This window comes from Streptomyces sp. CBMA123, from assembly GCF_014596465.1.
Classification (GTDB): Bacteria; Actinomycetota; Actinomycetes; order Streptomycetales; family Streptomycetaceae; genus Kitasatospora.
In genome coordinates this window covers 18,745-43,087 of record NZ_MECK01000590.1, presented here as the reverse complement: position 1 = coordinate 43,087, position 24,343 = coordinate 18,745, and the positions used below count along the sequence as shown (strand labels likewise).

The 24,343-nt window shown below is 73.7% G+C and carries 25 protein-coding genes and 1 tRNA gene; 21 read left to right on the top strand and 5 right to left on the bottom strand.

Annotated elements, in window-relative coordinates; translation table 11 throughout:
* The coding region (locus BG452_RS37950; RefSeq protein ID WP_188308887.1) for an FAD-dependent oxidoreductase at positions 1–701 on the top strand (701 nt) is incomplete at its 5' end.
* Between the two features lie 106 nt (positions 702–807).
* Here the strand turns inward: BG452_RS37950 and BG452_RS37945 are convergent.
* The 3 genes from BG452_RS37945 to BG452_RS37935 all read right to left on the bottom strand — a co-directional run bounded on the left by BG452_RS37945 (position 808) and on the right by BG452_RS37935 (position 2,627).
* Complete coding sequence (locus BG452_RS37945; protein ID WP_188308886.1) at positions 808–1,560, bottom strand: maleylpyruvate isomerase family mycothiol-dependent enzyme; 753 nt, start codon at positions 1,558–1,560, stop codon at positions 808–810.
* A gap of 202 nt (positions 1,561–1,762) precedes the next feature.
* The gene (locus tag BG452_RS37940) at positions 1,763–2,137 is read right to left on the bottom strand and encodes a cupin domain-containing protein (RefSeq protein WP_188308885.1); all 375 of its coding nucleotides are present in this window, start codon (positions 2,135–2,137) and stop codon (positions 1,763–1,765) included.
* Between the two features lie 67 nt (positions 2,138–2,204).
* Positions 2,205–2,627 carry an SsgA family sporulation/cell division regulator gene (locus tag BG452_RS37935; protein WP_188308884.1) on the bottom strand — a complete coding sequence of 141 codons (423 nt, stop codon included), beginning with the start codon at positions 2,625–2,627 and terminating at the stop codon, positions 2,205–2,207.
* 296 nt (positions 2,628–2,923) lie between these two features.
* Between BG452_RS37935 and BG452_RS37925 the strand changes: the two genes are divergently transcribed.
* The 17 genes from BG452_RS37925 (at position 2,924) to hypE (ending at position 18,532) form a co-directional block, all read left to right on the top strand.
* Positions 2,924–3,394, top strand: a complete 471-nt coding sequence (locus BG452_RS37925; protein WP_317621416.1) for a cupredoxin domain-containing protein — start codon at positions 2,924–2,926, stop codon at positions 3,392–3,394.
* A gap of 6 nt (positions 3,395–3,400) precedes the next feature.
* On the top strand, positions 3,401–3,814 hold the full coding sequence (locus tag BG452_RS37920; protein ID WP_188308881.1) for a hypothetical protein: 414 nt from the start codon (positions 3,401–3,403) through the stop codon (positions 3,812–3,814).
* A 131-nt stretch (positions 3,815–3,945) separates the two neighbouring features.
* Positions 3,946–5,637: an enoyl-CoA hydratase-related protein gene (locus tag BG452_RS37915; RefSeq protein WP_188308880.1), complete on the top strand. Its 1,692-nt coding sequence runs from the start codon at positions 3,946–3,948 to the stop codon at positions 5,635–5,637.
* Positions 5,638–5,769: 132 nt separating this feature from the next.
* Positions 5,770–6,816, top strand: a complete 1,047-nt coding sequence (locus BG452_RS37910) for a hydrogenase expression protein HypE (protein WP_188308879.1) — start codon at positions 5,770–5,772, stop codon at positions 6,814–6,816.
* A gap of 97 nt (positions 6,817–6,913) precedes the next feature.
* A complete protein-coding gene (locus BG452_RS37905) occupies positions 6,914–8,701 on the top strand; it encodes a nickel-dependent hydrogenase large subunit (RefSeq protein ID WP_188308878.1) in 1,788 nt (595 codons plus the stop codon).
* Positions 8,698–9,165 (top strand): thioredoxin, encoded by a 468-nt coding sequence (locus BG452_RS37900; protein WP_188308877.1) that lies wholly within the window; start codon positions 8,698–8,700, stop codon positions 9,163–9,165. The genes BG452_RS37905 and BG452_RS37900 overlap by 4 nt, the downstream gene beginning before the upstream one ends.
* Positions 9,162–9,809, top strand: a complete 648-nt coding sequence (locus tag BG452_RS37895; RefSeq protein ID WP_411293085.1) for a DUF5947 family protein — start codon at positions 9,162–9,164, stop codon at positions 9,807–9,809. Before BG452_RS37900 ends, BG452_RS37895 begins: the two co-directional genes overlap by 4 nt.
* Complete coding sequence (locus BG452_RS37890) at positions 9,806–10,450, top strand: DUF6084 family protein (RefSeq protein WP_188308876.1); 645 nt, start codon at positions 9,806–9,808, stop codon at positions 10,448–10,450. The genes BG452_RS37895 and BG452_RS37890 overlap by 4 nt, the downstream gene beginning before the upstream one ends.
* Positions 10,447–11,814: a hypothetical protein gene (locus BG452_RS46475; protein WP_317621415.1), complete on the top strand. Its 1,368-nt coding sequence runs from the start codon at positions 10,447–10,449 to the stop codon at positions 11,812–11,814. Before BG452_RS37890 ends, BG452_RS46475 begins: the two co-directional genes overlap by 4 nt.
* A complete protein-coding gene (locus BG452_RS46470) occupies positions 11,811–12,374 on the top strand; it encodes a hydrogenase maturation protease (RefSeq protein ID WP_317621414.1) in 564 nt (187 codons plus the stop codon). The genes BG452_RS46475 and BG452_RS46470 overlap by 4 nt, the downstream gene beginning before the upstream one ends.
* Positions 12,368–12,472, top strand: coding sequence for a DUF6893 family small protein (locus BG452_RS48280; RefSeq protein ID WP_411293084.1), 105 nt, complete (start codon positions 12,368–12,370; stop codon positions 12,470–12,472). The genes BG452_RS46470 and BG452_RS48280 overlap by 7 nt, the downstream gene beginning before the upstream one ends.
* Positions 12,473–12,588: 116 nt before the next feature.
* Positions 12,589–12,969: a hydrogenase maturation nickel metallochaperone HypA gene (hypA, locus tag BG452_RS37880; protein WP_188308875.1), complete on the top strand. Its 381-nt coding sequence runs from the start codon at positions 12,589–12,591 to the stop codon at positions 12,967–12,969.
* A gap of 5 nt (positions 12,970–12,974) precedes the next feature.
* Entirely contained in the window at positions 12,975–13,721 is a 747-nt protein-coding gene (gene hypB, locus BG452_RS37875; protein ID WP_188308874.1) for a hydrogenase nickel incorporation protein HypB, read from the top strand.
* Entirely contained in the window at positions 13,718–16,024 is a 2,307-nt protein-coding gene (hypF, locus tag BG452_RS37870; protein ID WP_188308873.1) for a carbamoyltransferase HypF, read from the top strand. Before hypB ends, hypF begins: the two co-directional genes overlap by 4 nt.
* 6 nt (positions 16,025–16,030) lie before the next feature.
* A complete protein-coding gene (locus BG452_RS37865; protein WP_188308872.1) occupies positions 16,031–16,333 on the top strand; it encodes a HypC/HybG/HupF family hydrogenase formation chaperone in 303 nt (100 codons plus the stop codon).
* Positions 16,330–17,454 carry a hydrogenase formation protein HypD gene (gene hypD / locus BG452_RS37860; protein WP_188308871.1) on the top strand — a complete coding sequence of 375 codons (1,125 nt, stop codon included), beginning with the start codon at positions 16,330–16,332 and terminating at the stop codon, positions 17,452–17,454. The genes BG452_RS37865 and hypD overlap by 4 nt, the downstream gene beginning before the upstream one ends.
* On the top strand, positions 17,447–18,532 hold the full coding sequence (gene hypE, locus BG452_RS37855) for a hydrogenase expression/formation protein HypE (protein WP_411293083.1): 1,086 nt from the start codon (positions 17,447–17,449) through the stop codon (positions 18,530–18,532). Before hypD ends, hypE begins: the two co-directional genes overlap by 8 nt.
* Positions 18,533–18,821: 289 nt before the next feature.
* Here the strand turns inward: hypE and BG452_RS37850 are convergent, their stop codons facing one another.
* Positions 18,822–19,652: a class I SAM-dependent methyltransferase gene (locus BG452_RS37850; RefSeq protein WP_188308870.1), complete on the bottom strand. Its 831-nt coding sequence runs from the start codon at positions 19,650–19,652 to the stop codon at positions 18,822–18,824.
* Between the two features lie 73 nt (positions 19,653–19,725).
* Here BG452_RS37850 and BG452_RS37845 point away from each other — a divergent pair, with 73 nt between their 5' ends.
* From BG452_RS37845 to BG452_RS37835, 3 genes are all read left to right on the top strand, one after another.
* Positions 19,726–20,310, top strand: coding sequence for a TetR/AcrR family transcriptional regulator (locus tag BG452_RS37845; RefSeq protein ID WP_188308869.1), 585 nt, complete (start codon positions 19,726–19,728; stop codon positions 20,308–20,310).
* Between the two features lie 120 nt (positions 20,311–20,430).
* A tRNA-Met gene (locus BG452_RS37840) sits at positions 20,431–20,507 on the top strand.
* 275 nt (positions 20,508–20,782) lie between these two features.
* The gene (locus tag BG452_RS37835; RefSeq protein WP_317621413.1) at positions 20,783–22,447 is read left to right on the top strand and encodes a phospholipase D-like domain-containing protein; all 1,665 of its coding nucleotides are present in this window, start codon (positions 20,783–20,785) and stop codon (positions 22,445–22,447) included.
* A 63-nt stretch (positions 22,448–22,510) separates the two neighbouring features.
* Here the strand turns inward: BG452_RS37835 and BG452_RS37830 are convergent, their stop codons facing one another.
* The gene (locus BG452_RS37830) at positions 22,511–24,313 is read right to left on the bottom strand and encodes a carbamoyltransferase (RefSeq protein WP_188308867.1); all 1,803 of its coding nucleotides are present in this window, start codon (positions 24,311–24,313) and stop codon (positions 22,511–22,513) included.
* Between the last annotated feature and the right edge of the window lie 30 nt (positions 24,314–24,343).

Genomic DNA, 24,343 nt, shown 5'->3' with positions numbered 1-24,343 from the left:
ACCCGCGCGAGGCGGCGCCCGCGCTGGCCCGCTGGGTGGCCGAGCAGCCGCGCGGGCGGGTCCGGTGGGGCACCGCCGTCACCGGCGTCGAGTCCGGCACGGTGCACACCACCCGCGGCCCGGTGCACGGCGACCGGATCCTGGTCTGCGTCGGCCACGACGTGGACTACCTGTTCCCCGACATCGCCGAGGACCACCAGGTCCAACGCTGCCGGCTGACCATGGCACGGGCCGAGGCCCCGGCCGGCTTCCGCACCAACACCGCGGTGCTGACCGCCACGTCGATGCTGCGCTACGACGCCTTCACCTCCCAGTCCTCGGCCGCCCTGCTTCGGGCGGAGGTGCTGGGCCACAGCGCGGAGCTGCTGGACATCGGCGCCAATGTGATGTTCACCCGGCTGCCGGACGGCAGCGTCCTGGTCGGCGACTCGCACCACTACGACGCCACCACCCCGCCGTTCGTCGACGAGCGCACCCACGAGCTGCTGATCGACGCCGTCGCCCGGGTGCTGGGCGTGCCGACGCTGCGGATCCTGGAGCGCTGGCAGGGCGTCTACGCCACCAGCCCGCGCGGCCCGCTGCTGGTGCGCGACCTGGCCCCGGGGGTGCGGGCCCTCTCGGTCACCTCGGGGATCGGGATGACGCTGTCCTTCGGCCTCGCGGCCGCCGGCTTCGACGGCACCCTGGCCGCGACCGGCTGACCCGGTCGGCACCTGTCACGGCCGGAGCGCCCCGCCAGGACGAAAGAACCGGCCGGACCTTCGCAGGTCCGGCCGGTCTCCTTCCGGGCGCGTCGCCCGGTGGTGCTCAGAAGGCGGAGTGGGCGAACCAGTGCGCCAGCAGCTCCGCGTCCCCGGCCAGCTCGATGCCGGCCGCGGTGCGGTCGAGCCGCCCGTACAGGAGCAGCAGCAGGTCGGCGGCGCAGGCCCGGACGGTGGCGTCGGCCGCCGCAGCGGAGTCGTCGAGGCCGAAGCCGTCGGGACGCAGCCGGACCAGCCAGTCGCCCTCGCCGTCGGTGCGGGTGAAGCGGATGGTCCGGTCCTCGGCGCGCAGCCGCGCCGTGTCGGGGGCGAACAGGGTGGCGAAGGGCAGGTTGGTCAGGAACTCGGCCACGCCGTCGGCCGCGAGGGCCGGGTCGATCTCCGGCGCCAGACCGAGCGCGGTCTCGGCGTCGACGCGGTGGACGAGGGTCTCGAACAGCATCCGCCGCACCCAGAACCGGGCGTGCTGGTCGGCGCCCCAGGCCCACATCGGCGCATCGAGGTCGCCCTCGGCGAACGCGGCGCCGGCCTCCTCGGCGGCCTCGGCCAGCCAGTCCGGGAGGTCCTCCGGCCGCTCCGGCAGCCGCAGGTCGACGTCCCGGCTGCGCGGCGGCTCCTGGATCCGCTGGTGGAGCAGCACGGTGAACCAGCGCTGGGCGCTGCCGGTGTGGCGGACGAGGTCGGCGAGCGTCCAGTCGGGGCAGCCGGGCACCGGGAGGGCGGGGTCGGCCTGCCGTACGGCGGCGACGAAGCGGGCGGTCTCGGCGGCGACGGCGGCGCCGTGGTCCAGCGGGGTCATGGGGGCTGTCTCCAGTGCTACGGGTGTCGCGTGCCACGGGTGTCGCGGCGCCTCGGGCCGGATGGCGCCCGATGGCTTGCACGCTCAATTTTTCATCAGCTGAAACAATCGCGACGACGCTAGGCCTGAAAGGTTGAGCCTGTCAAGTAACTCTCCGGGTGCGCACCTCCGGGACGGCCCCCGTCCGCCCCCCGCCGACCGGCTACCCGGCCGGCGCGGGGCGGACGGTGAGGCCGGGGCGGCGGCGGTGGACGGTGAGGTAGACCAGGCCGTCCTCGCCCGCGGAGAGGGCCCGGCGGGCGCCGTGCGGGAGCCAGGCCGTGCAGCCGGGGGAGAGGGCCTGCCGGCCGTTGTCCGTCGCCAGCTGGCCGCTGCCGCCGAGCACCTGGACCAGGACGTCGAGGTCCGGCTCCACGTGCGCGGCGACCTCGGCGTTCGCCGGGAGGCGGATGATGTTGGCGTCCAGCTGGCGCCCCTCCTCCCGCAGCCGCCACAGCGCCCCGCTCCGGTCGGCGGGGGCCTGGTGGAGCAGGGAGTCCAGGTGGGTGAGCACACCCGGTCCGGGGTGGGGCGTCAACGCGGTCTCCTGACGGTGGGTGGGCGGTTCGGCCCGTGGATTCTACGGAGCACCGCGGGCGTCCGGCTCAGTCGGCGGTGAGCAGCCGGGCGACGGTGGCGTCGACGTCCAGGTGGTCGGACTCCGATCCGGCGGGCACCAGGGCGAAGGAGTCCGAGAGGAACGCCGTGACGACGTCCTCCGGGGCGCTGACCAGGGCCCGGCCGACGGGCCCCCGCAGCGTGATCAGGACCTCGCCCTCGGGCCCCGGGCAGATCCGCACGTCGCCGCTGCCGACCGGGCCGAGCCGGCCCTCGTTGAGCAGCTCGCGGCTGAAGTACCAGGACACCCGGGCGCCGTCGCCGGTGCACCGGCACGGGGTGAGCGGGAACGCCAGGCAGGCCGCGTACGGGAGGCCGGCGTCGAAGCGGAGTTCCGCCTGGACCGGGACGTCCGGTTCCGCGCTGTCGGGGAAGGTGACGGGCACCGGGCGGACGGTGGACAGCTGCATCGCTTCGGCCTCCTGCGATCGTGACGCGCCGGGCGGGGGCGGCCCGGCCTACCCGGGGCGCCTACCCGGTGCACCGAGGGGCAGCGTCCAGGGGAGGAATCTCCACGATTCCCCCGCATCGCACCGCCGCGGAACCCCCTTGGCGTCAGCTCAGTACCAGTGCTTTCACTCGCACGAATGAATCGGCGGGCTGTCCGGAGGTCTCGGCCTGCCCGTGCCGGGCCCGTACCGCAGCACGCTGGAAGCGCGCCGCCCCCGCCCCCCGCCGGCGCACCCCTCCCGAACGGAGCCCGCACGTGACCAGCCCCCGGCCCCTCCAGGCAGCCGCCGCACTCCTGCTCGCCGCCGCCCTCGCGGCCTGCTCCAGCTCGGGCACGCCGACCAAGGCCAGTCCGAGCACCGCGTCCGGCCCGGCCGTGACCAGCCCCGCCGCCACCAGCCCGGCCGTGACCAGCCCCGCCGCCACCAGCCCGGCCATGACGAGCCCCGCGCAGAGCAGCACGGCGGCCAGTGCCGACGCCCTCCAGGTCACCATCAAGGACTTCGCGTTCGCCCCCGCGACCCTGACCGCGGGCCCCGGCCAGACCGTCACCGTGCTGAACCAGGACTCCGTCGCCCACACCCTCACCGCCGTCGACAAGTCCTTCGACACCGGCACGATCCAGCCCGGCGCCAGCGCGACCTTCACCGTGCCGCAGCAGACCGGCGCCCACCCGTACATCTGCACCATCCACCCGTTCATGCACGGCACCCTCACCGTCGGCTGAGCCGCCGTGGCGACCCCCGCACCCGCCCGGCGCACCGCCCACCTGCTGCTGCGCCTGGCGGCCGCCGCCGGACTCGCCGTGGACGCCGCCGTCCACGCCCGGCTCGCCGAGCGCTACGACGCCGTCGGCGACACCCTCAGCCAGGGCACGCTGTTCCGCGCCGAGGCCGCCGCCGCGAGCCTCGCGGTGCTGCTCGTCCTGCTGCTGCGCCGCCGCACCGGCGACCTCTTCGGCTGGCTGGTCGCCGCCTCCGGCCTGGGGGCGCTGCTGCTCTACCGCTACGTCGACGTCGGCCCCCTCGGCCCGCTGCCGAACATGTACGAGCCGTTCTGGTTCGCCGACAAGACGCTCGCCGCCTGGGCCGAGGGCGTCGCCCTGGTGGCGCTCACCGTCCTGCTGTCCGCCCGCGGCCGGCGTTGACCCGAGCCCCGGGGAGACCGCCCCGCCGCCCGGGTGAACGGGCGGCGCGGCGGGGGCGACGGGCCGGGGGCCGGGCGGACCGGCGGCGATGATCGCCGGGTTCCCGGAGGCCCTCACCGTCGGAGGCGGACATGCGGATCCTGCTCCTCGCCAGCGCGTTCAACAGCCTCAGCCAGCGGCTGCACGCCGAACTGCGCGACCGGCGTCACCGGGTCGACGTCCACCTGGCCGGTGACGACGACGAGTTGATGGCAGCGGTGAACCGGCTGCGGCCGGACCTGGTGCTCGCGCCGATGCTGCGCACCGCGATCCCGGAGCGCCTCTGGTCGCAGCTCACCTGTCTGATCGTCCACCCCGGCCCGCCGGGCGACCGCGGCCCCTCCTCGCTCGACCGGGCGGTCCAGGAGGGCCGCACCGAGTGGGGCGTCACGGTGCTCCAGGCCGAGGAGGAGATGGACGCCGGACCGGTCTGGGCCTGGGCGCCCTGCCGGCTCCCCGAGCGCGGCAAGAGCGACCTGTACCGCAACGAGGTCTCCGACGCGGCCGTGGCGGCCGCGCTGCTCGCCGTGGAGCGTGTCGCCTCCGGCACCCACGCGCCCCAGCCGCAGCACGGCCCCGGCTGGCGCAAGAGCATCCGCACCCGGCCGCTGCTGCGCCAGGAGGAGCGCCGGATCGACTGGACGGGCGACCCCACCGAGGAGGTGCTGCGCCGGCTCCGCGCCGCGGACTCCCAGCCCGGGGTGCTGGACGAGCTGTGCGGCGCCGAGTGGTACCTGCACGGCGGCCACCCCGAGCCCGAGCTGCGCGGCCGCCCGGGCGAGCTGCTCGCCACCCGGGCCGGCGCCGTCTGCCGGGCTACCCGGGACGGCGCGGTGTGGCTGCCCGAACTGCGCCGCCGCCGCACCCCGGGCGGCCCCGCCACCGTCAAGCTCCCGGCGGTCACGGCGCTCGGCGCCCTGCTGCCGCCCGTCCCGGAGCGGCCGGCCCCGCTGATGCCGGCGCAGGACGACGAGCCCGGGTGGTCGGACATCCGCTACCGCGAGGACGGCCCGGTGGGCTTCCTGCGGTTCTCCTTCCCGGGCGGGGCGATGTCCGCCGAGCACTGCCGCCGGCTGCTGGCCGGGTACCGCTTCGCCCTCGGCCGCCCGACCTCGGTGCTGGTGCTGGGCGGCGGCCGGGACTTCTTCTCCAACGGCATCCACCTCAACGTCATCGAGGCCGCGCCCGACCCGGCCGCCGAGTCCTGGGCCAACATCACCGCGATGGACGACCTGGTCGCCGAGGTGCTCACCACCACCGACCGCCTGGTGGTCGCCGCCCTCGCGGGCAACGCCGCGGCCGGCGGGGTGATGCTGGCACTGGCCGCCGACGAGGTGTGGTGCCGCCGCGGCTCGGTGCTCAACCCGCACTACCGGCTGATGGGCCTGTACGGGTCGGAGTACTGGACGTACACCCTCCCGCGCCGGGTGGGCGCGGCGGAGGCCGAGCGGCTGACCGGCCGGGCCCTCCCGGTGTCCGCGTCCGCCGCCGAGCGGATCGGCCTGGTCGACCGGGTGCTCGACGGCGGTCCGGAGGAGTTCGGCGCGGGCGCGGCCCGGATGGCCGGGCTGCTCGCCGCCTCGCCCGCCACCCAGCGCCGGATCGCGGCGAAGAAGGCCGCCCGCGAGGCCGACGAGCGGGTCAAGCCGCTCGACGCGTACCGGCGGGAGGAGCTGGCGGTGATGCGCGGGCAGTTCTTCACACCCGAATCGCCGTACCACGCGCTGCGGTCCGCGTTCGTCCACAAGCGCCCGGTCACCGCCGGGCTGCCCGCCCCCCGGTGACCCGAATAGCCCGCCGGGCTTGCGCGCACATGGCCGCCCCGCCGAGTCCGTGGACGGGCGGGCGGCCCGAACCGTTGCTATGACTGGGTCCGAGCCATTTCCTCCGGCTCCCATCCCCGAGGAGGCATCCTCATGGGTGCTGCAACAACCGACACCGACGTGGTGCACATTCTCTGGATCAACGCCGGTCTCAGCTGCGACGGGGACTCCGTCTCGCTGACCGCCGCGATGCAGCCCAGCATCGAGGAGATCGTCACCGGCGCGCTGCCCGGCCTGCCGAAGATCGCGGTGCACTGGCCGCTGATCGACTTCGAGTGCGGCCCGGTCCAGGGCGCGGACAACTTCATCGAGTGGTTCTTCAAGGCCGACCGCGGCGAGCTCGAACCGTTCGTCCTGGTCGTCGAGGGGTCCATCCCCAACGAGAAGATCAAGAAGGAGGGTTACTGGTGCGGCTTCGGCGACGACCCCGCCACCGGCCAGCCCATCACCACCAGTGAGTGGCTGGACCGGCTCGCCTCCAAGGCGACCGCCGTGGTCGCGATCGGCACCTGCGCCACGTACGGCGGCATCCACGCGATGGCCGGCAACCCGACCGGCGCGATGGGCGTGCCGGACTACCTCGGCTGGGACTGGAAGTCCAAGGCCGGGCTGCCGATCGTCTGCGTGCCGGGCTGCCCGATCCAGCCCGACAACTTCGCCGAGACGCTCACCTACCTGCTCTACCAGCTGGCCGGCTCCGCGCCGATGATCCCGCTCGACGACAAGCTGCGGCCCGCCTGGCTGTTCGGTGCCACCGTGCACGAGGGCTGCGACCGCGGCGGCTACTACGAACAGGGCCAGTTCGCCACCGACTACGGCACCCCCGAGTGCCTGGTGCGGCTCGGCTGCTGGGGCCCGGTCGTCAAGTGCAACGTCACCAAGCGCGGCTGGATCAACGGCGTCGGCGGCTGCCCGAACGTCGGCGGGATCTGCATCGCCTGCACCATGCCGGGCTTCCCCGACAAGTTCATGCCCTTCATGGACCCGCCGCCCGGCTCGCGGGTCTCCAGCGGCGCCAGCACCGCGTACGGCGCGGTGATCCGCCGGCTGCGCGCGATCACCCTGCAGACCGTCGACAAGGAACCGAAGTGGCGCCGCACCGGCCGCCACCTGACCACGGGTTACCGCCCGCCCTGGTGACAGGGGAGGGCCGCACACCACCCGGTGTGCGGCCCCCGTCGAGCTCCGCCCGGCCAGTGCGACCCGCAGACCCCGTAGACAAGGACACGCAGAGACGATGGCAACACCGACGACCAGGGCGGCCGGCGACGGCAGCGGCCTGACCGAGATGTCGTGGGACCCGATCACCCGCATCGTGGGCAGCCTGGGCATCCACACGAAGATCGACTTCAAGCAGAAGAGGGTCGCGGAGTGCTACAGCACCTCGTCGGTCTTCCGCGGCTACAGCGTCTTCATGCGCGGCAAGGACCCGCGCGACGCCCACTTCATCACCAGCCGGATCTGCGGGATCTGCGGCGACAACCACGCCACCTGCTCGGTCTACGCCCAGAACATGGCGTACGGCGTGAAGCCCCCGCACCTGGGGGAGTGGATCATCAACCTCGGCGAGGCCGCCGAGTACATGTTCGACCACAACATCTTCCAGGAGAACCTGGTCGGGGTCGACTACTGCGAGAAGATGGTCCGCGAGACCAACCCGGGCGTACTGGAACTGGCCGAACGCACCGAGGCCCCGCACGCCGGCGACCACGGGTACAAGACCATCGCCGACATCATGCGCTCGCTCAACCCGATCGAGGGCGAGTTCTACCGCGAGGCGCTCCAGGTCAGCCGCTACACCCGGGAGATGTTCTGCCTGATGGAGGGCCGCCACGTGCACCCCTCCACGCTCTACCCCGGCGGCGTCGGCACGGTCGCGACGGTGCAGCTGTTCACCGACTACCTGACCCGGCTGATGCGCTACGTCGAGTTCATGAAGAAGGTCGTGCCGCTGCACGACGACCTCTTCGACTTCTTCTACCAGGCGCTGCCCGGCTACGAGGAGGTCGGCCGGCGCCGCGTCCTGCTCGGCTGCTGGGGCAGCCTCAACGACCCGGACCACTGCGACTTCACGTACCGCAACATGACGGACTGGGGCCGGCGGATGTTCGTCACCCCCGGCGTCGTGGTGGACGGCAAGCTCGTCACCAACGACCTGACCGAGATCAACCTCGGCATCCGGATCCTGCTCGGCAGCTCCTACTACGAGGACTGGCAGGGCAAGGAACTGTTCGTCACCCACGACCCGCTGGGCAACCCGGTCGACCCCCGGCACCCGTGGAACCAGCACACCATCCCCCAGCCGCAGAAGCGCAACTTCGACGACAAGTACAGCTGGGTGATGTCCCCGCGCTGGTTCGACGGCAAGGAGCACCTCGCGCTCGACACCGGCGGCGGCCCGATCGCCCGGCTGTGGTCCACCGCGCTGTCCGGCCTCGTCGACATCGGCTACATCAAGGCCACCGGCCACAGCGTCAAGATCAACCTGCCCCGCTCGATGACCAAGCCCGAGGTCACCTTCGAGTGGAAGATCCCGCAGTGGAGCAACGCCATCGAGCGCAACCGCGCCCGCACCTACTTCCAGGCCTACGCGGCCGCCGCCGCCCTGCACTTCGCCGAGAAGGCGCTGGAGGAGGTCCGCGCCGGGCGCAGCCAGACCTGGGAGCGCTTCGAGGTGCCGGACGAGTCGATCGGCTGCGGCTTCACCGAGGCCGTCCGCGGCGTGCTCTCGCACCACATGGTGATCCGCGACGGCAAGATCGCCAACTACCACCCGTACCCGCCCACCCCGTGGAACGCCAGCGTGCGCGACAGCTACGGCACGCCCGGCCCGTACGAGGACGCGGTGCAGAACACCCCGATCTTCGAGGAGAACTCCCCGGAGAACTTCAAGGGCATCGACATCATGCGCGCGGTGCGCAGCTTCGACCCCTGTCTGCCCTGCGGCGTGCACATGTACCTCGGCAACGGCCAGACCCTGAAGACCATGCACGTGCCCACCGGCCTGAGCGGGCTCACCGCATGACGGCCGAACAGACCGGGCAGCGGATCCAGCAGGCCCTGGACGCCCTGGCCGGCAGCGGCGCCGAGCAGGCGGGCGAGCAACTCGTCCGCGACCTCATGGAGTTCTACGGCGAGGGGCTGGCCAGACTCGTCCCCGCGCTGCCCCCGCCCGCCCTGGACCGGATGCTGGACGACCCGGCGGTGGCCGGGCTGCTGCTCCTGCACGACCTCCACCCCGAGGACCTGACCGCCCGGATCGACCGGGCGCTCGCCGGCCTGCCCGAGCGGGTCGAGGTGCTCGGCTACGAACCCGCGACCGGCACCCTGCGGCTGCGCCGGACCGCCTCCGGCTGCGGCTGCGGCGAGCCGGAGGTGGAGGCCGCCCTCGCCTGCCACGCCCCCGAGGTGACGGCCCTGGAGCTGGAGCGCGCCCCCCAGCTGCTCCAGATCGGCACCCGCCCGCCGCAGCCCGCGGAGGCGCGGTGAACACCCGCAGGGTCTCCCGGGACGGGACCGCCCTGCTGCGCCGGCTGCGCGAGCCGGCCCCGCCGCGCCCCGAACAGTGCGGCCTCTGCGGCCGGGACCTCCCGCCCGGCCACCGCCACCTGGTGGACGTCGAGGAGCGCGCCCTGGCCTGCACCTGCACCGCCTGCGGCCTGCTGTTCCAGCAGCCGGGCGCGGCCGGTGGCCGCTACCGCACCGTGCCGGACCGCTGCCTGGTCGACCGGGACGCCGAGGTGGACGAGCGGGCCTGGTCGGTGCTGGGCGTCCCGGTCGGCACCGTCTTCCTGTTCCGCAACGCCGTGCTGGACCGGCTGCTCGCGTTCTACCCCGGGCCGGCCGGCGCCACCGAGAGCGAGGTGGACGAGGAGGCCTGGCAGCGCGCCCTCGGCACCAGCCGGCTGGCCGCCGCCCTGGAACCGGACGTGGAAGCGCTGCTGCTGCGCCGCACCGAAGGCCGGATCGACTGCTACCTGGTGCCGATCGACTACTGCTACGAGCTGGTCGGCCGGCTCCGGCGGTGCTGGCACGGCTTCGACGGCGGGGCCGAGGCTCGCGCCGAACTCGACGCGTTCTTCGCGCAGTTGGCCGACCGGGCCCGCCCGCTGCCCACGGCGGTGACGGCATGACCGCGCTCGGCTTCGCCTGCACCGGCGTCCGCTCCGCCCCGTACGCGGCCGGGCCGACGCTGGTGTTCCGGCTGCGGATCACGGCACCCGCCGACACCCGGGTGCACGCCCTCGCCCTGCAGTGCCAGCTGCGGATCGAACCCGTCCGCCGGCCCTACACCGACGCCGAGGGCGAGCGGCTGGCGGACCTCTTCGGCGGGCGGGAGCGCTGGGCGACCACCCTCAACCCGATCCAGTTCGCCACCGTGCCGCTGCTGGTGCCCGGCTTCACCGGGGAGACCGAGGCCGACCTGGTGGTGCCGTGCGGCTACGACCTGGAGGTGGCCTGCGCCCGGTACTTCCGGGCACTGGAGGACGGTGAGGTGCCGCTGCTGCTGCTCTTCTCCGGCACCGCCTTCGCCGGCCCCGGCGGCTTCCAGGTCACCCCCGTGCCCTGGGACAAGGAGGCCCGGGTGCGGATGCCGGTGCGGGTCTGGCGGGAGGCCGTCGACCAGCACTTCCCAGGCTGCGGCTGGCTGCGGCTGCCCGAGGACGTGCTGGACGACCTGCTCGCCTACCGCTCCGGACGGGCCCTGCCCTCCTGGGAGGCGACGGTGCGGGCACTGCTCGCGACCGCGGCCGTCGGGGAGGGGGCCCGGTGACGACCTTCCCCGAAGGCATCGAGCACGGCTTCGCGGCCGCCCGGCAGATCGCCGACGCGGTGCTGCTGGAGGGCTACGTGCTCTACCCGTACCGGGCGTCGGCCGCCAAGAACCGGCTGCGCTGGCAGTTCGGCGTGCTGGTGCCGCCCGAGTACACCGTGCAGGGCGGCGAGCACTCCCACCAGCGCACCGAGTGCGTCATGGAGGCGCGGCAGGGCGACCGGCTGGCCGTCGAGCTGCGCTTCCTGCGGGTCCAGCGGCGTACCGTCGAACGGGCCACCGCCACCGGCGGGTTCGAACCGGTGGAACGGCTGGAGCTCGCCGACCGGGTGCTCGTCGAATGGGACGAGGGCGTCGAGGAGCGGGTCGAACTCCTGCTGTCAGTCGAGGAGTTGGCCGACGGCGGAGTGCAGCGGGGGTTCCGGCTGCCGGGCGTCGGCGGCACCGAGCTGGTGCACGAGCACGGCAGTGCCGTCGGCCGGCTGGTGCGGCGGCGCGAGGAGGTCGAAGGGCTGGTGCGGTTGCGGGTCGAGGAACTCCCCGGCCCCTACCGGGCGCAGCGACTCACCGCCGAGGTGGAGAACGCCTCCGCCTGGACGCCGCACCGGAAGGACACCCGGGAGGAGGCGCTGCCGCGCTCCCTGGTCTCCGCCCACCTGCTGCTCGGGCTGGAGCACGGCCGGTTCGTCTCGGCCACCGATCCGCCCGAGTGGGCCCGCCCGGCCGTCGAACGGTGCCGCAACGAGCGCACCTGGCCCGTCCTGGCCGGACCGGACGACGGGTGCCAGGTGATGCTGTCCTCGCCGATCATCCTGGAGGACCACCCGAGGATCGCCCCGGAGAGCCTCGGCACCCTCTACGACTCCACCGAGATCGACGAGATCCTGGCCCTGCGCACGGCGGCCCTGACCGACCAGGAGAAGCGCGAGGCCCGGGGCACCGACGACCGGGCCGGGGCGGTGCTCGACCTGGCCGAGTCCATGCCGCCCGAGGTACTGGAACGCCTGCACGGCGCCGTGCGCGGGCTGCGCGAGATCACCGGCGGCTCCGACCCCGAACAGCCCTGGTGGGACCCGGGCGGCGACCCGGACGTCGACCCCGAGCGGGACCGGGTGCTGGTCGACGGCCGGTCGGTCGGCGCGGGCAGCCGGGTCCTGCTGCGGCCCGGACGGCGGCGCACCGACGCCCAGGACCTCTTCCTGGACGGGCGGACCGGCGTCGTCGAGGCGGTGCTGCACGACGTCGACGGCTCCGTCCACCTCGCCGTCACCGTGGAGGACGACCCGGGCGCCGACCTGTGGCGGGCCCAGGGGCGCTTCCGGTACTTCCAGCCCGACGAGGTCACCCCGCTGGAGGAGTCGTGACCGGCGCGAAGGTGCTGGTCGCCGGGGTGGGCAACATCTTCCTCGGCGACGACGGCTTCGGCGTCGAGACCGTCCGGCGACTGTCCGCCCACCCGCTGCCGGACGGCGTCGAGGTGGTCGACGTCGGGGTGCGCGGCGTCGACCTCGCCTACCGGCTGCTCGACGGCTACCGGACCGCCGTCCTGGTGGACGCCACCTGCCGCGGCGGCGCGCCCGGCACCGTCTACCTGATCGAGGCGGCCGCCGAGCCGCTGGAGGTGCCCGTCCTGGACGGCCACCGGATGGGCCCGGACGCCGTCCTCGGCCTGCTCGCCACGCTCGCCGCCGGCACCGGGGGCCAACCGCCCGCGCGGGTGCTGGTGGTCGGCTGCGAACCGGCGTCGCTGGAGGAGGGCATCGGGCTGAGCGCCCCCGTGGCCGCCGCCGTGGCGGAGGCCGTCCGGACGGTGCTGGAGGCCGTCGAGGAGGCCCTGCGGGAGGCCGCGTCGCCGTCGGGCCCGCAGCCGGAGAGGACTCGGGCGGAGAGGACTCGGGCAGAGAGGAGGACAACACCATGCTGAGGAAACTGTTCTGCGCGGCCCTGCTGGCGGGGATCGGCGCGCTGGTCTGGCAGAGCCTGCCGGACCTCAAGCGGTACGTGAAGATCTCGCGGATGTGAGCCGCGGATTGCTGCGAACGGTGCAGCCCCGGACGCGGTGGCGGCGCGGCTTCGAGCCGTCGCCGCCACCGCCCCCTGTAATGGGGCGCGTTGCCGCCCGCCGTGGGAAGGGACCGATGCACGAGATGTCGATCGCCGCCGCCGTCGTCGAGCAGGTGGACACGGCCGCGCGCGAACACCGGGCCGCCGGAGTGGCCCGGGTCCGGCTGCAGGTCGGCGAGTTGGCGGGCGTGGTGCCCGAGGCCCTCGACTTCTGCTTCGAACTCGCCTGCGCCGGAACGCTGGTGGAGGGCGCGGTGCTGGACACCGAGGCCGTCCCGGCGCGGGCCCGCTGCGCGCCCTGCGCCGTCGAGTGGGCCGTCGGCATGCCGCCGGACCTCGGCTGCCCGGACTGCCGCACCGGCACCGGCGTCGAGCTGCTGTCCGGGCGCGAGCTCCAGATCCTCGACGTCGAGTGGGCCAGCCGCCCCGGCGTCCCGGCCGAACAGAAAGGCTGACGCCGATGTGCCAGACAGGCCACACGGTCGACCTGCGCCGGGCGGTGCTCGCCCGCAACGACGACAGCGCCCGCGAACTGCGGGCCGCGCTGACCGCCCGCGGGACGGTCGCAGTCAACCTGCTCTCCAGCCCCGGCAGCGGCAAGACCGCCCTGCTGGAGGCCGAGCTGGGCCTCGCCCGGAAGCGCGGGATCGAGGTCGCCGCGCTCACCGCCGACCTCGCCACCGAGAACGACGCGCTGCGGCTGGCCCGTTCGGGCGCGCCCGTGAAGCAGGTGCTCACCGACGGCCTGTGCCACCTGGAGGCGCGGATGCTCGCCGGCCACCTGGACGGCTGGCTGCCCCGGGACTGCCGGCTGCTGTTCGTGGAGAACGTCGGCAACCTGGTCTGCCCGGCCTCCTACGACCTCGGCGAATCGCTGCGGGTGGTGCTGGCCTCCGTCACCGAGGGCGAGGACAAGCCGCTCAAGTACCCGACCGCGTTCGGACTGGCCAACCTCGTCCTGGTGACCAAGGCCGACCTCGCCGTGGCGGCCGAGTTCGACGAGGCGGCGTTCCTGGCGAACGTCCAGCGGGTCAACCCCGGCGTGGAGGTGGTGCGGACCTCGGCCCGCAGCGGTGACGGCGTCGGGGCGCTGCTGGAACGGGCGCTGGGCGTGCTGGACGGCGGCGAGGTGCACCGGCCGGTGATGGCGGCGGGGCACGAGCACGCCGGGCACCACCACCACGACGCGGTGCCGGAGCGGCCGTGACGGCACTCGACCGCGAACGGCGGCGGGTCGCCGTCCGCGGCCTGGTGCAGGGCGTCGGCTTCCGGCCGTTCGTCTTCGCGCTCGCCGGGGAACTCGGACTGGCCGGCAGCGTCACCAACACCGGCGAGGGCGTCCTCGCCGAGGTCGAGGGCGACCCGGCCGCCCTGGACGCCTTCTGCCGACGGGTCGCCGCCGACGCGCCGCCGCTCGCCCAGGTCGCCGCGGTGGACCACGCGCCGCTCACCGCCACCGGCGCCACCGGGTTCACCATCACCCCCTCCCGCACCGACGGCCCCCGCGCCACCCTGATCCCGCCCGACGTCGCGACCTGCGCCGACTGCCTGGCCGAACTCACCGACCCCGCCGACCGGCGCCACCGGCACCCGTTCATCAGCTGCACCAACTGCGGCCCCCGGCACACCATCGTCACCGGCCTGCCCTACGACCGGGCCGAGACCACCATGGCCGGCTTCCCGATGTGCCCGGACTGCGCCCGGGAGTACAGCGACCCCGCCGACCGCCGCTTCCACGCCCAGCCCGTCGCCTGCCACGCCTGCGGACCGCGACTCGCCCTGACCGTCCCCGGCCGGGCCGGACTCGGCGGCGAGGACGCCCTCGGCGAGGCCCGGCGGCTGCTCGCCGGCGGGGCGATCCTCGCGATCAAGGGCCTCGGCGGCTACCACCTCGCCTGCGACGCCCGCGACGCCGACGCCGTCGCCCTGCTGCGCCGCCGCAAGCGGCGCGGCGACAAGCCGTTCGCCCTGATGGCCCGTGACCTCGCCACCGTCGAGGGCCTGCTGCCGGTCGGGCCCGTCGAACGGGAACTGCTCACCGGAGCCGTCCGGCCGATCGTCCTGCTGCGCCGCTCCGGCGGCTGCACGGCGCGACTGCCGGCCGTCGCCCCCGGCAGCCCCGACCTCGGGGTGATGCTCCCGTACACCCCGCTGCACCACCTGCTGCTCGCCGCCCCCGGGCCGGACCTGCTGGTGATGACCAGCGCCAACCTCTCCGGCGCGCCCATCGTCACCGACGACCGGGACGCGCTCACCACGCTCGCCCCGCTGGTCGACGGCTGGCTCACCCACGACCGGCCGATCAACGTCCCCTGCGAGGACTCGGTGGTGCGGGTGGTGGACGGCGAACAGCTGCCACTGCGACGCTCGCGCGGCTACGCGCCGCTGCCGCTCCCGTTGCCCGTGCCCGTCCGGCCGGTGCTGGCGGTCGGCGGCGACCTGAAGAACACCTTCGCGCTCGCCCGGGACGGCTACGCCTGGCTGTCCGGCCACATCGGCGACATGGACGACCTGGCCACGCTGCGCGCCTTCGACCGGGCCGTCGAACAGCTCGGCACCGTCAGCGGGGTACGGCCCGAACTGCTGGTCGCCGACCGGCACCCCGGCTACCGCTCGCTGCGGCACGCCGAGCGCACGGCCGCCGGCCGGCCGGTGCGCCGGGTGCAGCACCACCACGCCCACATCGCCGCGGTCATGGCCGAACACGGCCTGGACGGCGGCCGGCCCGTCCTGGGCGTGGCCTTCGACGGCACCGGCTACGGCGAGGACGGCGCGATCTGGGGCGGCGAGGTGCTGCTCGCCGACTACGACGGGTACCGCCGCCTCGCCCACCTCGGCTATGTGCCGCTGCCGGGCGGCGACGCCGCCGTCGAGCGCCCGTACCGGACGGCGCTCGCCCACCTGCGGGCCGCCGGGCTGCCCTGGACCGCCGCGCTGCCCTCGGTCCGGGCCTGCCCGGAGGAGGAACTTCGGCTGCTGGAACGGCAGTTGGAATGCGGGCTGAACTGCGTGCCGACCTCCAGCATGGGCCGGCTGTTCGACGCGGTGTCCTCGCTCGCCGGGGTCTGCCAGCGGGCCGGGTACGAGGCCCAGGCGGCGATCGAACTGGAGGCGGCCGCCGTGGAGTTCGGCCCGGCCGAGGGCTACGCCTTCGACCTGGTCGCTCAGCGGGACAGCTGGGTCCTCGACCCCGGGCCGGTGCTGGCCGGGGTGGTCGCCGACGTGACCGCCGGGGCGCCGGCCGGGTTGGTCGCCGCGCGCTTCCACACGGCGGTCGCCGAGGCCGTCCGGCGGGTCTGCGCGGTCGTCCGGGACCGGCACGGCACCACCACGGTGGCGCTCAGCGGCGGCGTCTTCGCCAACGCGCTGCTCTCCTCGGCCTGCGCCCGCGGCCTCGGGGAGGACGGATTCACCGTGCTGCGGCACCGCCGGGTGCCGCCCAACGACGGAGGGCTGGCGCTCGGCCAGCTGATGGTGGCCGGCCGGTCGTCGGCCGCCCGGGAGGAGTGAGAGCGGATGTGCCTGGCGGTGCCCGGCAGGGTGACGGAGATCGGGGAGCGGGACGGGACCCGGATGGCGGTGATGGACTTCGGCGGGGTGGTCAAGGACGTGTGCCTGGAATACCTGCCCGATCTGGCGGTGGGGGAGTACGCGATCGTCCACGTGGGCTTCGCGTTGCAGCGCCTGGACGAGGAATCGGCCCGGCGGACGCTGGCGCTGTTCGAGGAACTCGGCTTGTTGCAGGAGGAGTTCGGCGACCCGTGGGAGGCGGCGGCGGGTGAGCCGGCGGCCGGATCGGCTGAGGAGGTCGAGCGGTGAAGTACCTGGAGGAGTTCCGCAACCCCGAGCTGGCGGAGGGCCTGCTCGCGGACATCAGGGCGACGGTCACCCGCCCCTGGGCGCTGATGGAGGTGTGCGGCGGCCAGACGCACAGCATCATCCGGCACGCCATCGACCAACTCCTGCCGGACGAGGTCGAGTTGATCCACGGGCCGGGCTGCCCGGTGTGCGTCACCCCGCTGGAGGTGATCGACCGGGCCCTGGCGATCGCCGCCCGGCCCGGAGTGATCTTCTGCTCCTTCGGCGACATGCTGCGGGTGCCCGGCACCGACCGCGACCTGTTCCGGGTCCGGAGCGAGGGCGGCGACGTACGGGTGGTGTACTCGCCGCTCGACGCGCTGAAGATCGCCCGGGAGAACCCGGACCGGGAGGTCGTCTTCTTCGGCATCGGCTTCGAGACCACCGCCCCGCCGAACGCCATGGCCGTCCACCTGGCCCGGAAGCAGGGCCTGCGCAACTTCAGCATGCTGGTCTCGCACGTCCGGGTGCCCCCGGCGATCGAGGCGATCATGGAATCGCCGGACTGCCGGGTCCAGGCCTTCCTGGCCGCCGGGCACGTGTGCAGCGTGATGGGCACCGCCGAGTACCCCGCGCTCGCCGAGCGCCACCGGGTGCCGATCGTCGTCACCGGCTTCGAACCGCTGGACATCCTGGAGGGCATCCGGCGCACGGTACGGCAGCTGGAACGCGGGGAGCACACCGTCGACAACGCCTACCCCCGGGCCGTCCGCCCCGAGGGCAACCCGGCGGCCCGCGCCATGCTGGAGGACGTCTTCGAAGTCACCGACCGTGCCTGGCGGGGCATCGGCGTCATCCCGCAGAGCGGCTGGCGGCTCTCCCCGCGCTACCGGGACCACGACGCCGAACACCGCTTCGACGTCACGGGCATCCGCACCAGCGAACCCGCCCAGTGCCGGGCCGGCGAGGTGCTCCAGGGGCTGCTCAAACCCCACCAGTGCGAGGCCTTCGGGACCGTCTGCACCCCGCGCACACCGCTCGGCGCCACCATGGTCTCCAGCGAGGGCGCCTGCGCCGCGTACTACCTCTACCGGCGGCTGAGCACGCCGAGCCCCGTCCAGGAGGCGAGCCCCGTTGGCTGACACCGAGACGCTGACGCAACCGTCGGCCGTGCCCGACTTCTCCGGCTGGAGCTGCCCGCTGCCGCTGCGCGACCACCCCCGGGTGGTGATGGGGCACGGCGGTGGCGGGGCGATGTCCGCCGAACTGGTCGAGCACGTCTTCGCGCCCGCCTACGGCGGCCCGGCGCTGGCCGGCCTCGCCGACTCCGCCGTGCTGGAACTCGGCGGCGCCCGGCTCGCCTTCTCCACCGACTCCTACGTGGTGCGGCCGCTGTTCTTCCCCGGCGGCTGCATCGGGGACCTCGCCGTCAACGGCACCGTCAACGACCTGGCCATGAGCGGGGCCCGGCCGGCCTACCTGTCCTGCGGCGTCATCCTGGAGGAGGGGGTGGAGCTGGCCGTGGTGGACCGGATCGCCCGGGCCATCGGCGCCGCCGCCCGCGCGGCCGGGGTGGAGGTGGCCACCGGGGACACCAAGGTCGTGGAGGCCGGGCACGGCGACGGCGTCTACCTGAACACCGCCGGCATCGGGCTCGTCCCGGCCGGGGTCGACATCCGGCCGCAGCGGGCCCGCCCGGGCGACGTGGTGATCGTCAGCGGGCCGATCGGCCTGCACGGAGTGGCGATCATGAGCGTCCGGGAGGGTTTGGAGTTCGGAGTCGAGGTGCGCAGCGACTGCGCGGCGCTCGGCGGGCTGGTCGAGGCCATGCTCGCGGCGAGCCGTGACCTGCACGTGCTGCGCGACCCCACCCGGGGCGGACTCGCGGCGGCGCTGAACGAGATCGCGGCGGCCGCCGGGGTGGGCGTGGTGCTCAGCGAACGCGCCGTCCCCGTCCCGGATCCGGTGGCCAACGCCTGCGCCGTCCTGGGCCTGGACCCGATGTACATCGCCAACGAGGGCAAACTGGTCGCCTTCGTCCCGCGTGACGAGGCCGAGGCCGTGCTCGCCGCGATGCGGGCCCACCCGCTCGGGGCGGAGGCGGTGGTGATCGGCGAGTGCGTCGAGGACCACCCCGGGATGGTCGTCGCCCGCACCGGCTTCGGCGGCACCCGGGTGGTCGACCTGCCGATGGGCGAGCAGCTGCCGCGGATCTGCTGACCTCGCGGCGCCCCTGGGGCCGGTCCGGATCCACCCGGGCCGGCCCCAGGGCGAGAGGGTCCTGTAGGCCGAGTCGCTCCGTTGGCAGTGAGACCTGCTGAGACCCCGGATTCCATGTCGCGTCAGCAGCGGGCCGATCGGCTGATCTTCGGCAATCGTGTGGCCCGCAGGGACGGACCGTTGGGCTGAGGTCCGGTGCAACAAGCCGGAGAGCCTTTCCCGCTACCCCGGGGGCGTCGCCGAGCTCATGAGTCTGCTCGTGCCCGGCGACGCCCGACGTTTGCGGCGGTCAGGCTGTAGGGGAGCGGGTCGAGGTGATCACGACGGATGTGTAGGGCACGGTGGCGTGGCCGCCGAGCTTGTCGATCGCGGTCCCGGCGCTGTTCAGGACCTCCGCCGTCTTGTCCGCGGGGAGTTGGGTGAGGCCGCCGAATGTGGGGAGCTGGTCGAGCCACTGGTCTCGGGAGTAGGTGCGCTCCCAGGCGAAGCGCCACTGTTCCGGCTCGCTGAAGCTGCCGGTCTGCCGGATCCCGTCGGCGACTTTCGCGAACAGTGGCTGGTAGGCGTCCACGGCCGAGCCTCTGAGCACGCCGGGGTTGAACGGGGAATCGGGGGCGAACCGTCGGAGTGCTTCGGCGAGGGCGTCGATCACCTCGGCCGGGAGCTGGGGGACGTGGTGGAAGGGGGCGAGTCGGCCGCCGGGCCCGAGTACCTGGGCTGCCTTGGCCGCACCGGCGACGGGGTCCACCCAGTGCCAGGCGGTGCCGGCGATGACCGCGTCGAACTGCCGCCCGGCCGGCTGCCAGTCCTCGAACCTGGCAACCTCGACCTCCACACCGCTGCGTCGTGCGAAGGCGGCCATCCGTTCGTCGGGCTCGATGCCGAGCACCGTGCAGCCGGCAGCCTGGAACTGCCGGGCCTCGATGCCGGTCCCGGCTCCGACGTCGAGGACGCGCAGGCCTGGGCTCGCCGCGACGATCCTGTCGATCAGGCCCTGGGGATACGGCGGTCGGGCGCGGTCGTAGCGTTCGGCGTCCACGCCGAACGACTCGGCCGTCTGCCGGTGGCGGTGGGGTTCGGGGCCGGACTTGTCGGGTTGTCCCTGCGATAAAGTGGGCATGCGCCCACACTAATGGGCAGCTGCCCACTTGTTAAGACGGGGCGGCGCGGAAAGGGAGACAATGCCGTCAGGAGTGCACATCCACAACGTCCGCGGCCAGTTGTTCGAAGCCGCCGAGCGCGTCCTGCTTCGGGACGGGCCCGACGCGTTGACCAGCCGGGCGGTCACGGAAGAGGCGAACTGCGCCAAGGGCGTGCTGCACCGGCACTTCACCGACTTCGACGCCTTCCTGGCAGCACTGGTCCTCGACCGCATCCGCGGAATCGAGGACCGCACCACGACTCTGCGTGCCGCCGCCGGCACCGGGAGCGTGGTGGACAACCTGGCCGACGCACTGCAGGACCTGTTCGGGCCGGTCACGGTGGCGATCGTCGCGCTCATCACCTTCCGCGACGGCCTCCGCGCACGGCTGCGCGAGGCCGGTCTGGCCGGCATCCCACTGCTCATGCAAGGCACCGCCATGATCGCCGCATACCTCACCGCGGAGCGGGAGTCGGGTCGCCTGGCCGGCGACGCTGACATCGACACGCTCGCCCCCACCCTCGTCGGGGCCGGGCACCTGCTGTTCGCCGACCGGACGAGCGCCCCGCCGCAGACCACCGCCATCCGCAGGATGGTGGCCGCCGTCCTCGCCGGCGCCTTGGTGGCCATGGGCTGACCGTGTCGCCGGCCGGCTGCCAGAGACCGACCGACGGTGCTGACGCAGCCGTGGAACCTGGAGTCTGCGGGAAGACGATTTCCGTTTCGGGTGGGTGGTCGCATAGGGTGGTGTCAACGACGCGGGGTGGAGCAGCTCGGTAGCTCGCTGGGCTCATAACCCAGAGGTCGCAGGTTCAAATCCTGTCCCCGCTACCAGCAGGAGCCGGGGTCGGCGCACTTGGTGCGTCGGCCCCGGCTCCTTTGCGTTGTGCGGGGCCGGTAGCCGCGACGGCTGCCAGGGCGTGGCCGGCGACTGCCGCCATCCGTGGGCTCCTTGGTGATGTCCGGGCACGGTACCTGCACGGCGCTGAGGGTGAGTCAGGCCGGTTCGGGCTCCTTGATGGGACCCTGACAGCACATCAGGTTACTTTGAGGTAATTTATCGGTGTCGTCCGGGTGAACGTCCCCGGCCCCGCATGAAGGACTCGTACGTGCTCTCTCACCAGTCCCGCCACTCCCGCCGTTCCGGCCGCCGTCTGGCCGGTTCCGCGCTGGCCCTCGCCGCCGCTGTCGGTGTGCTGCCCGTCGCCCCCGCGTTCGCGGAGGCGGTGCCCGCCGCGGTGCCCGTCGATGGCACTCCGCACCTGGACGCGGTGGAGCGGACGTTGCGTCAGGTGTCGCCCGGGCTGGAGGGCGTGGTGTGGCAGCGGACGGCGGGGAACCGGCTGGACGCTCCGGCGGGGGATCCGGGTGGGTGGCTGCTGCAGACGCCGGGGTGCTGGGGGGACGCCTCCTGCGGTGACCGGGCCGGGACCAAGCGGCTGCTGGACCGGATGCGGGAGAACATCTCGCGGGCCACGCGGACCGTCGACATATCAACTCTGGCCCCGTTCCCGGACGGTGCGTTCCAGGACGCCATCGTGGACGGCCTGAAGGCGTCGGTGGCCGCCGGGAACGCGCCGCACGTGCGGATCCTCGCCGGGGCCGCCCCGCTGCTCAACATCACCGCGCTGCCGTCCAGGTACCGTGACGAGCTGGTGGCCCGGCTCGGCGGGGCGGCCGGCCGGGTGACCGTCGAGGTGGCCTCGATGACCACCGCGAAGACCGCGTTCTCCTGGAACCACTCCAAGTTGCTGGTCGTCGACGGGCAGAGCGTCATCACCGGCGGGATCAACAACTGGAAGAGCGACTACCTGGACACCGCCCACCCGGTGACGGACGTCGACCTCGCGCTGAACGGTCCGGCCGCCGCCTCCGCCGGCGCCTACCTGGACACCCTGTGGGACTGGACCTGCCGCAACAGCGGTGTGCTCTCGGCCGCCTGGTTCGCCTCCTCCAACGGCGCCGGGTGCACCCCCGACCTGGAGAAGCGGCTCAACCCGGCGGCCGGGCAGGTGCCCGCCACCGGCACCCTGCCGGTGATCGCCGTCGGCGGCCTGGGCGTCGGGATCCGCGACACCGACCCGGCCTCCGGGTACCGCCCGGACCCGGCGGCCGGCGCCGAGGACGTCAAGTGCGGCCCGATCGGCCTGCGCGACCGCACCAACGACGACCGCGCCTACGAGACGGTCAACCCGGAGGAGAACGCGCTGCGCGCGCTGGTCGCGAGCGCCGGCAGCCGGATCGACATCTCCCAGCAGGACGTGACCGGCACCTGCCCGCCGATGCCCCGCTACGACGCACGGCTCTTCGACCTGCTCGCGGGCAAGCTCGCCGACGGGGTGAAGGTCCGCATCGTGGTCAGCGACCCCGGCAACCGGGGTGCGGTCGGCAGCGGCGGCTACTCGCAGATCAAGTCCCTGAACGAGATCAGCGACACCCTCGCGGCGCGCCTCACCGCCCGGCTCGGCGACCCGGCGCAGGCCCGGACGGCGATGTGCCGGAACCTCCAACTCGCCCCGTTCCGCGCCGCGTCCGCCCCGACCTGGGCCGACGGGCACCCGTACGCGCTGCACCACAAGCTGGTCTCGGTCGACGGCTCGGCGTTCTTCATCGGGTCGAAGAACCTCTACCCGGCCTGGCTGCAGGACTTCGGCTACGTCGTGGAGGACCGCGCCGCTGCCGCGCAGGTGGACGCGCAGCTGCTCGCCCCGCAGTGGCAGTACTCGCAGGCCGCCGCGACCTTCGACTACAGCCGGGGCCTCTGCCAGGGCTGAGCCCGTACCACCGCTGCGGGCCGCCGCGCCGAACCCCGCGACGGCGGCCCGCAGCGCGGGTGGTCAGAGCAGGGTGTAGACGTTGTCGCTGACCTGCTGGTGGCGGGGCGGGCGGGTGCCCTTGAACCAGGTGACCCAGGACTGCGGCAGGGCCGAACGGTCCAGCACGAAGTCGTCCAGCACCAGGCAGTCGATGTCCGAGCGCAGGAAGCAGAGCAGGGCGTCGACCGGGGTGTGCACGATCGGCTCGCCGCGCAGGTTGAACGAGGTGTTCAGCAGCAGCGGGCAGTCGGTCCGCTCGGCGAAGGCCTTGATCAGGCGGTAGAACCGGCCGTTCTGCTGCTCGGTGACGGTCTGCACCCGGGCCGAGTTGTCGACGTGGGTGATGGCCGGCAGGTGCAGAGGGGAGTCCACCTCACAGGTCTCCAGCATGAACGGCGACTCGTGGTCGAGCCTGAAGTGCTCCCGGGCGTGCTCGGCCAGCACGGCGGGGGCGAAGGGGCGGAAGGCCTCGCGCATCTTGACCGAGGCGTTGATCCGGTCCCGGGTGTCGTCGCCGCGCGGGTCGGCGAGGATGGAGCGCCCGCCGAGGGCGCGCGGACCGAACTCCTCCCGGCCGTAGTACCAGCCGATCACCTTGCCGTCGGCCAGCCGGGACGAGACCGCGTCCAGCAGGCCCGCCTCGTCGCCCCGGAAGTCCAGGAAGGAGTGGCCGGCGTAGGCGCCGAGCAGCCCGGCGATCTCGTCCGAGCCGGTGCCCGAGCCGAGCAGCGCCGAGCGCTGCCGCTCCCGCGCGGGGCGCTCGCCGGTCAGCCGTTGGTGGGCCACGGCCGCGCAGCCGAGGCTGCCGCCCGCGTCGCCCGAGGCGGGCTGGACGAAGACGTTCTCGAACGGGCCCTCCTCGACGATCCGGCGCACCGCGACGACATTGAGCGCGACCCCGCCCGCCATGCACAGGTTGCGGCTGCCGGACATCCGGTGCGCCTTGTCGGCCATCCGCAGCAGGGTCTCCTCGGTGACCAGCTGGATGGAGCGCGCCAGGTCGTAGTGGACGCCCTCGATCTCCGACTCCGGGACGCGGGGCGGCACTCCGAGCAGCTTCTCGAAGCGCTCGCCGAGCATGCCCTCCGGGTCGGCGAAGTCGAAGTACTCCAGGGCGAGTCGGAAGCCGCCCTCCTCGTCGAGGTGGATCAGCTGCTCGATCTGCTCCTTGAACCGCGGCTCGCCGTACGGGGCGAGGCCCATCACCTTGTACTCGCCCTCGTTGACCTCGAAGCCGAGGTAGCCGGTGACGGCGCTGTAGAGCAGGCCCAGCGAGTGCGGGAAGCCGACCTGCTCGCGCAGCTCCAGCTCGGCGCCGCGGCCGACGCCCCAGGTGCTGGTGGCCCACTCGCCGACGGCGTCCACGGTCAGCACGGCGCTGTCCTCGAAGCCGGAGAAGTAGTAGGCGCTGGCCGCGTGCGAGAGGTGGTGGTCGACGATCTCGACCGGGCCGTCCCAGCCCAGCAGGTCGCGGATCTCCCGGCGGGGGCGGTCGGCGTCCAGCCGGTAGCGGGCCATCGGGCCGTTGTCCGGCAAGGCCGGCAGGCCGGCCCAGAGCTGGCGGTGCAGCTTCTTGACCGGGTCCTCGTAGTAGGCGACGCAGTCCACGTCGGTGATCTTCAGCCCGGCCTGGCGCAGGCAGTCCTGGACGGCGAGGCGGGGCAGCTCCGGGTCCTGCTTGCGGCGGGTGTAGCGCTCCTCGTGGGAGGCGGCCACCAGTCGGCCGCCGACCAGCAGGGCGGCGGCGGAGTCGTGGAAGTGCGCCGAGATGCCCAGGACCACCGGCCCGTCGGCGGTGGCGGTGTGGGTGGTCTGGCCGGTCATCGCTGGTCTCCTTGACCTCGGGAGGGGTTC

Coding starts and splice junctions, on each gene's coding strand:
- hypA (WP_188308875.1), top strand. CDS start 12,589: ATGCACGAGATGTCGATCGCCGCCGCCGTCGTCGAGCAGGTGGACACG.
- BG452_RS37890 (WP_188308876.1), top strand. CDS start 9,806: ATGACCGCGCTCGGCTTCGCCTGCACCGGCGTCCGCTCCGCCCCGTAC.
- BG452_RS37935 (WP_188308884.1), bottom strand. CDS start 2,627: ATGCAGCTGTCCACCGTCCGCCCGGTGCCCGTCACCTTCCCCGACAGC.
- BG452_RS37910 (WP_188308879.1), top strand. CDS start 5,770: ATGGGTGCTGCAACAACCGACACCGACGTGGTGCACATTCTCTGGATC.
- BG452_RS37830 (WP_188308867.1), bottom strand. CDS start 24,313: ATGACCGGCCAGACCACCCACACCGCCACCGCCGACGGGCCGGTGGTC.
- BG452_RS48280 (WP_411293084.1), top strand. CDS start 12,368: ATGCTGAGGAAACTGTTCTGCGCGGCCCTGCTGGCGGGGATCGGCGCG.
- BG452_RS37915 (WP_188308880.1), top strand. CDS start 3,946: ATGCGGATCCTGCTCCTCGCCAGCGCGTTCAACAGCCTCAGCCAGCGG.
- BG452_RS37945 (WP_188308886.1), bottom strand. CDS start 1,560: ATGACCCCGCTGGACCACGGCGCCGCCGTCGCCGCCGAGACCGCCCGC.
- BG452_RS37900 (WP_188308877.1), top strand. CDS start 8,698: ATGACGGCCGAACAGACCGGGCAGCGGATCCAGCAGGCCCTGGACGCC.
- BG452_RS37905 (WP_188308878.1), top strand. CDS start 6,914: ATGGCAACACCGACGACCAGGGCGGCCGGCGACGGCAGCGGCCTGACC.
- hypB (WP_188308874.1), top strand. CDS start 12,975: ATGTGCCAGACAGGCCACACGGTCGACCTGCGCCGGGCGGTGCTCGCC.
- BG452_RS37865 (WP_188308872.1), top strand. CDS start 16,031: ATGTGCCTGGCGGTGCCCGGCAGGGTGACGGAGATCGGGGAGCGGGAC.
- BG452_RS37850 (WP_188308870.1), bottom strand. CDS start 19,652: ATGCCCACTTTATCGCAGGGACAACCCGACAAGTCCGGCCCCGAACCC.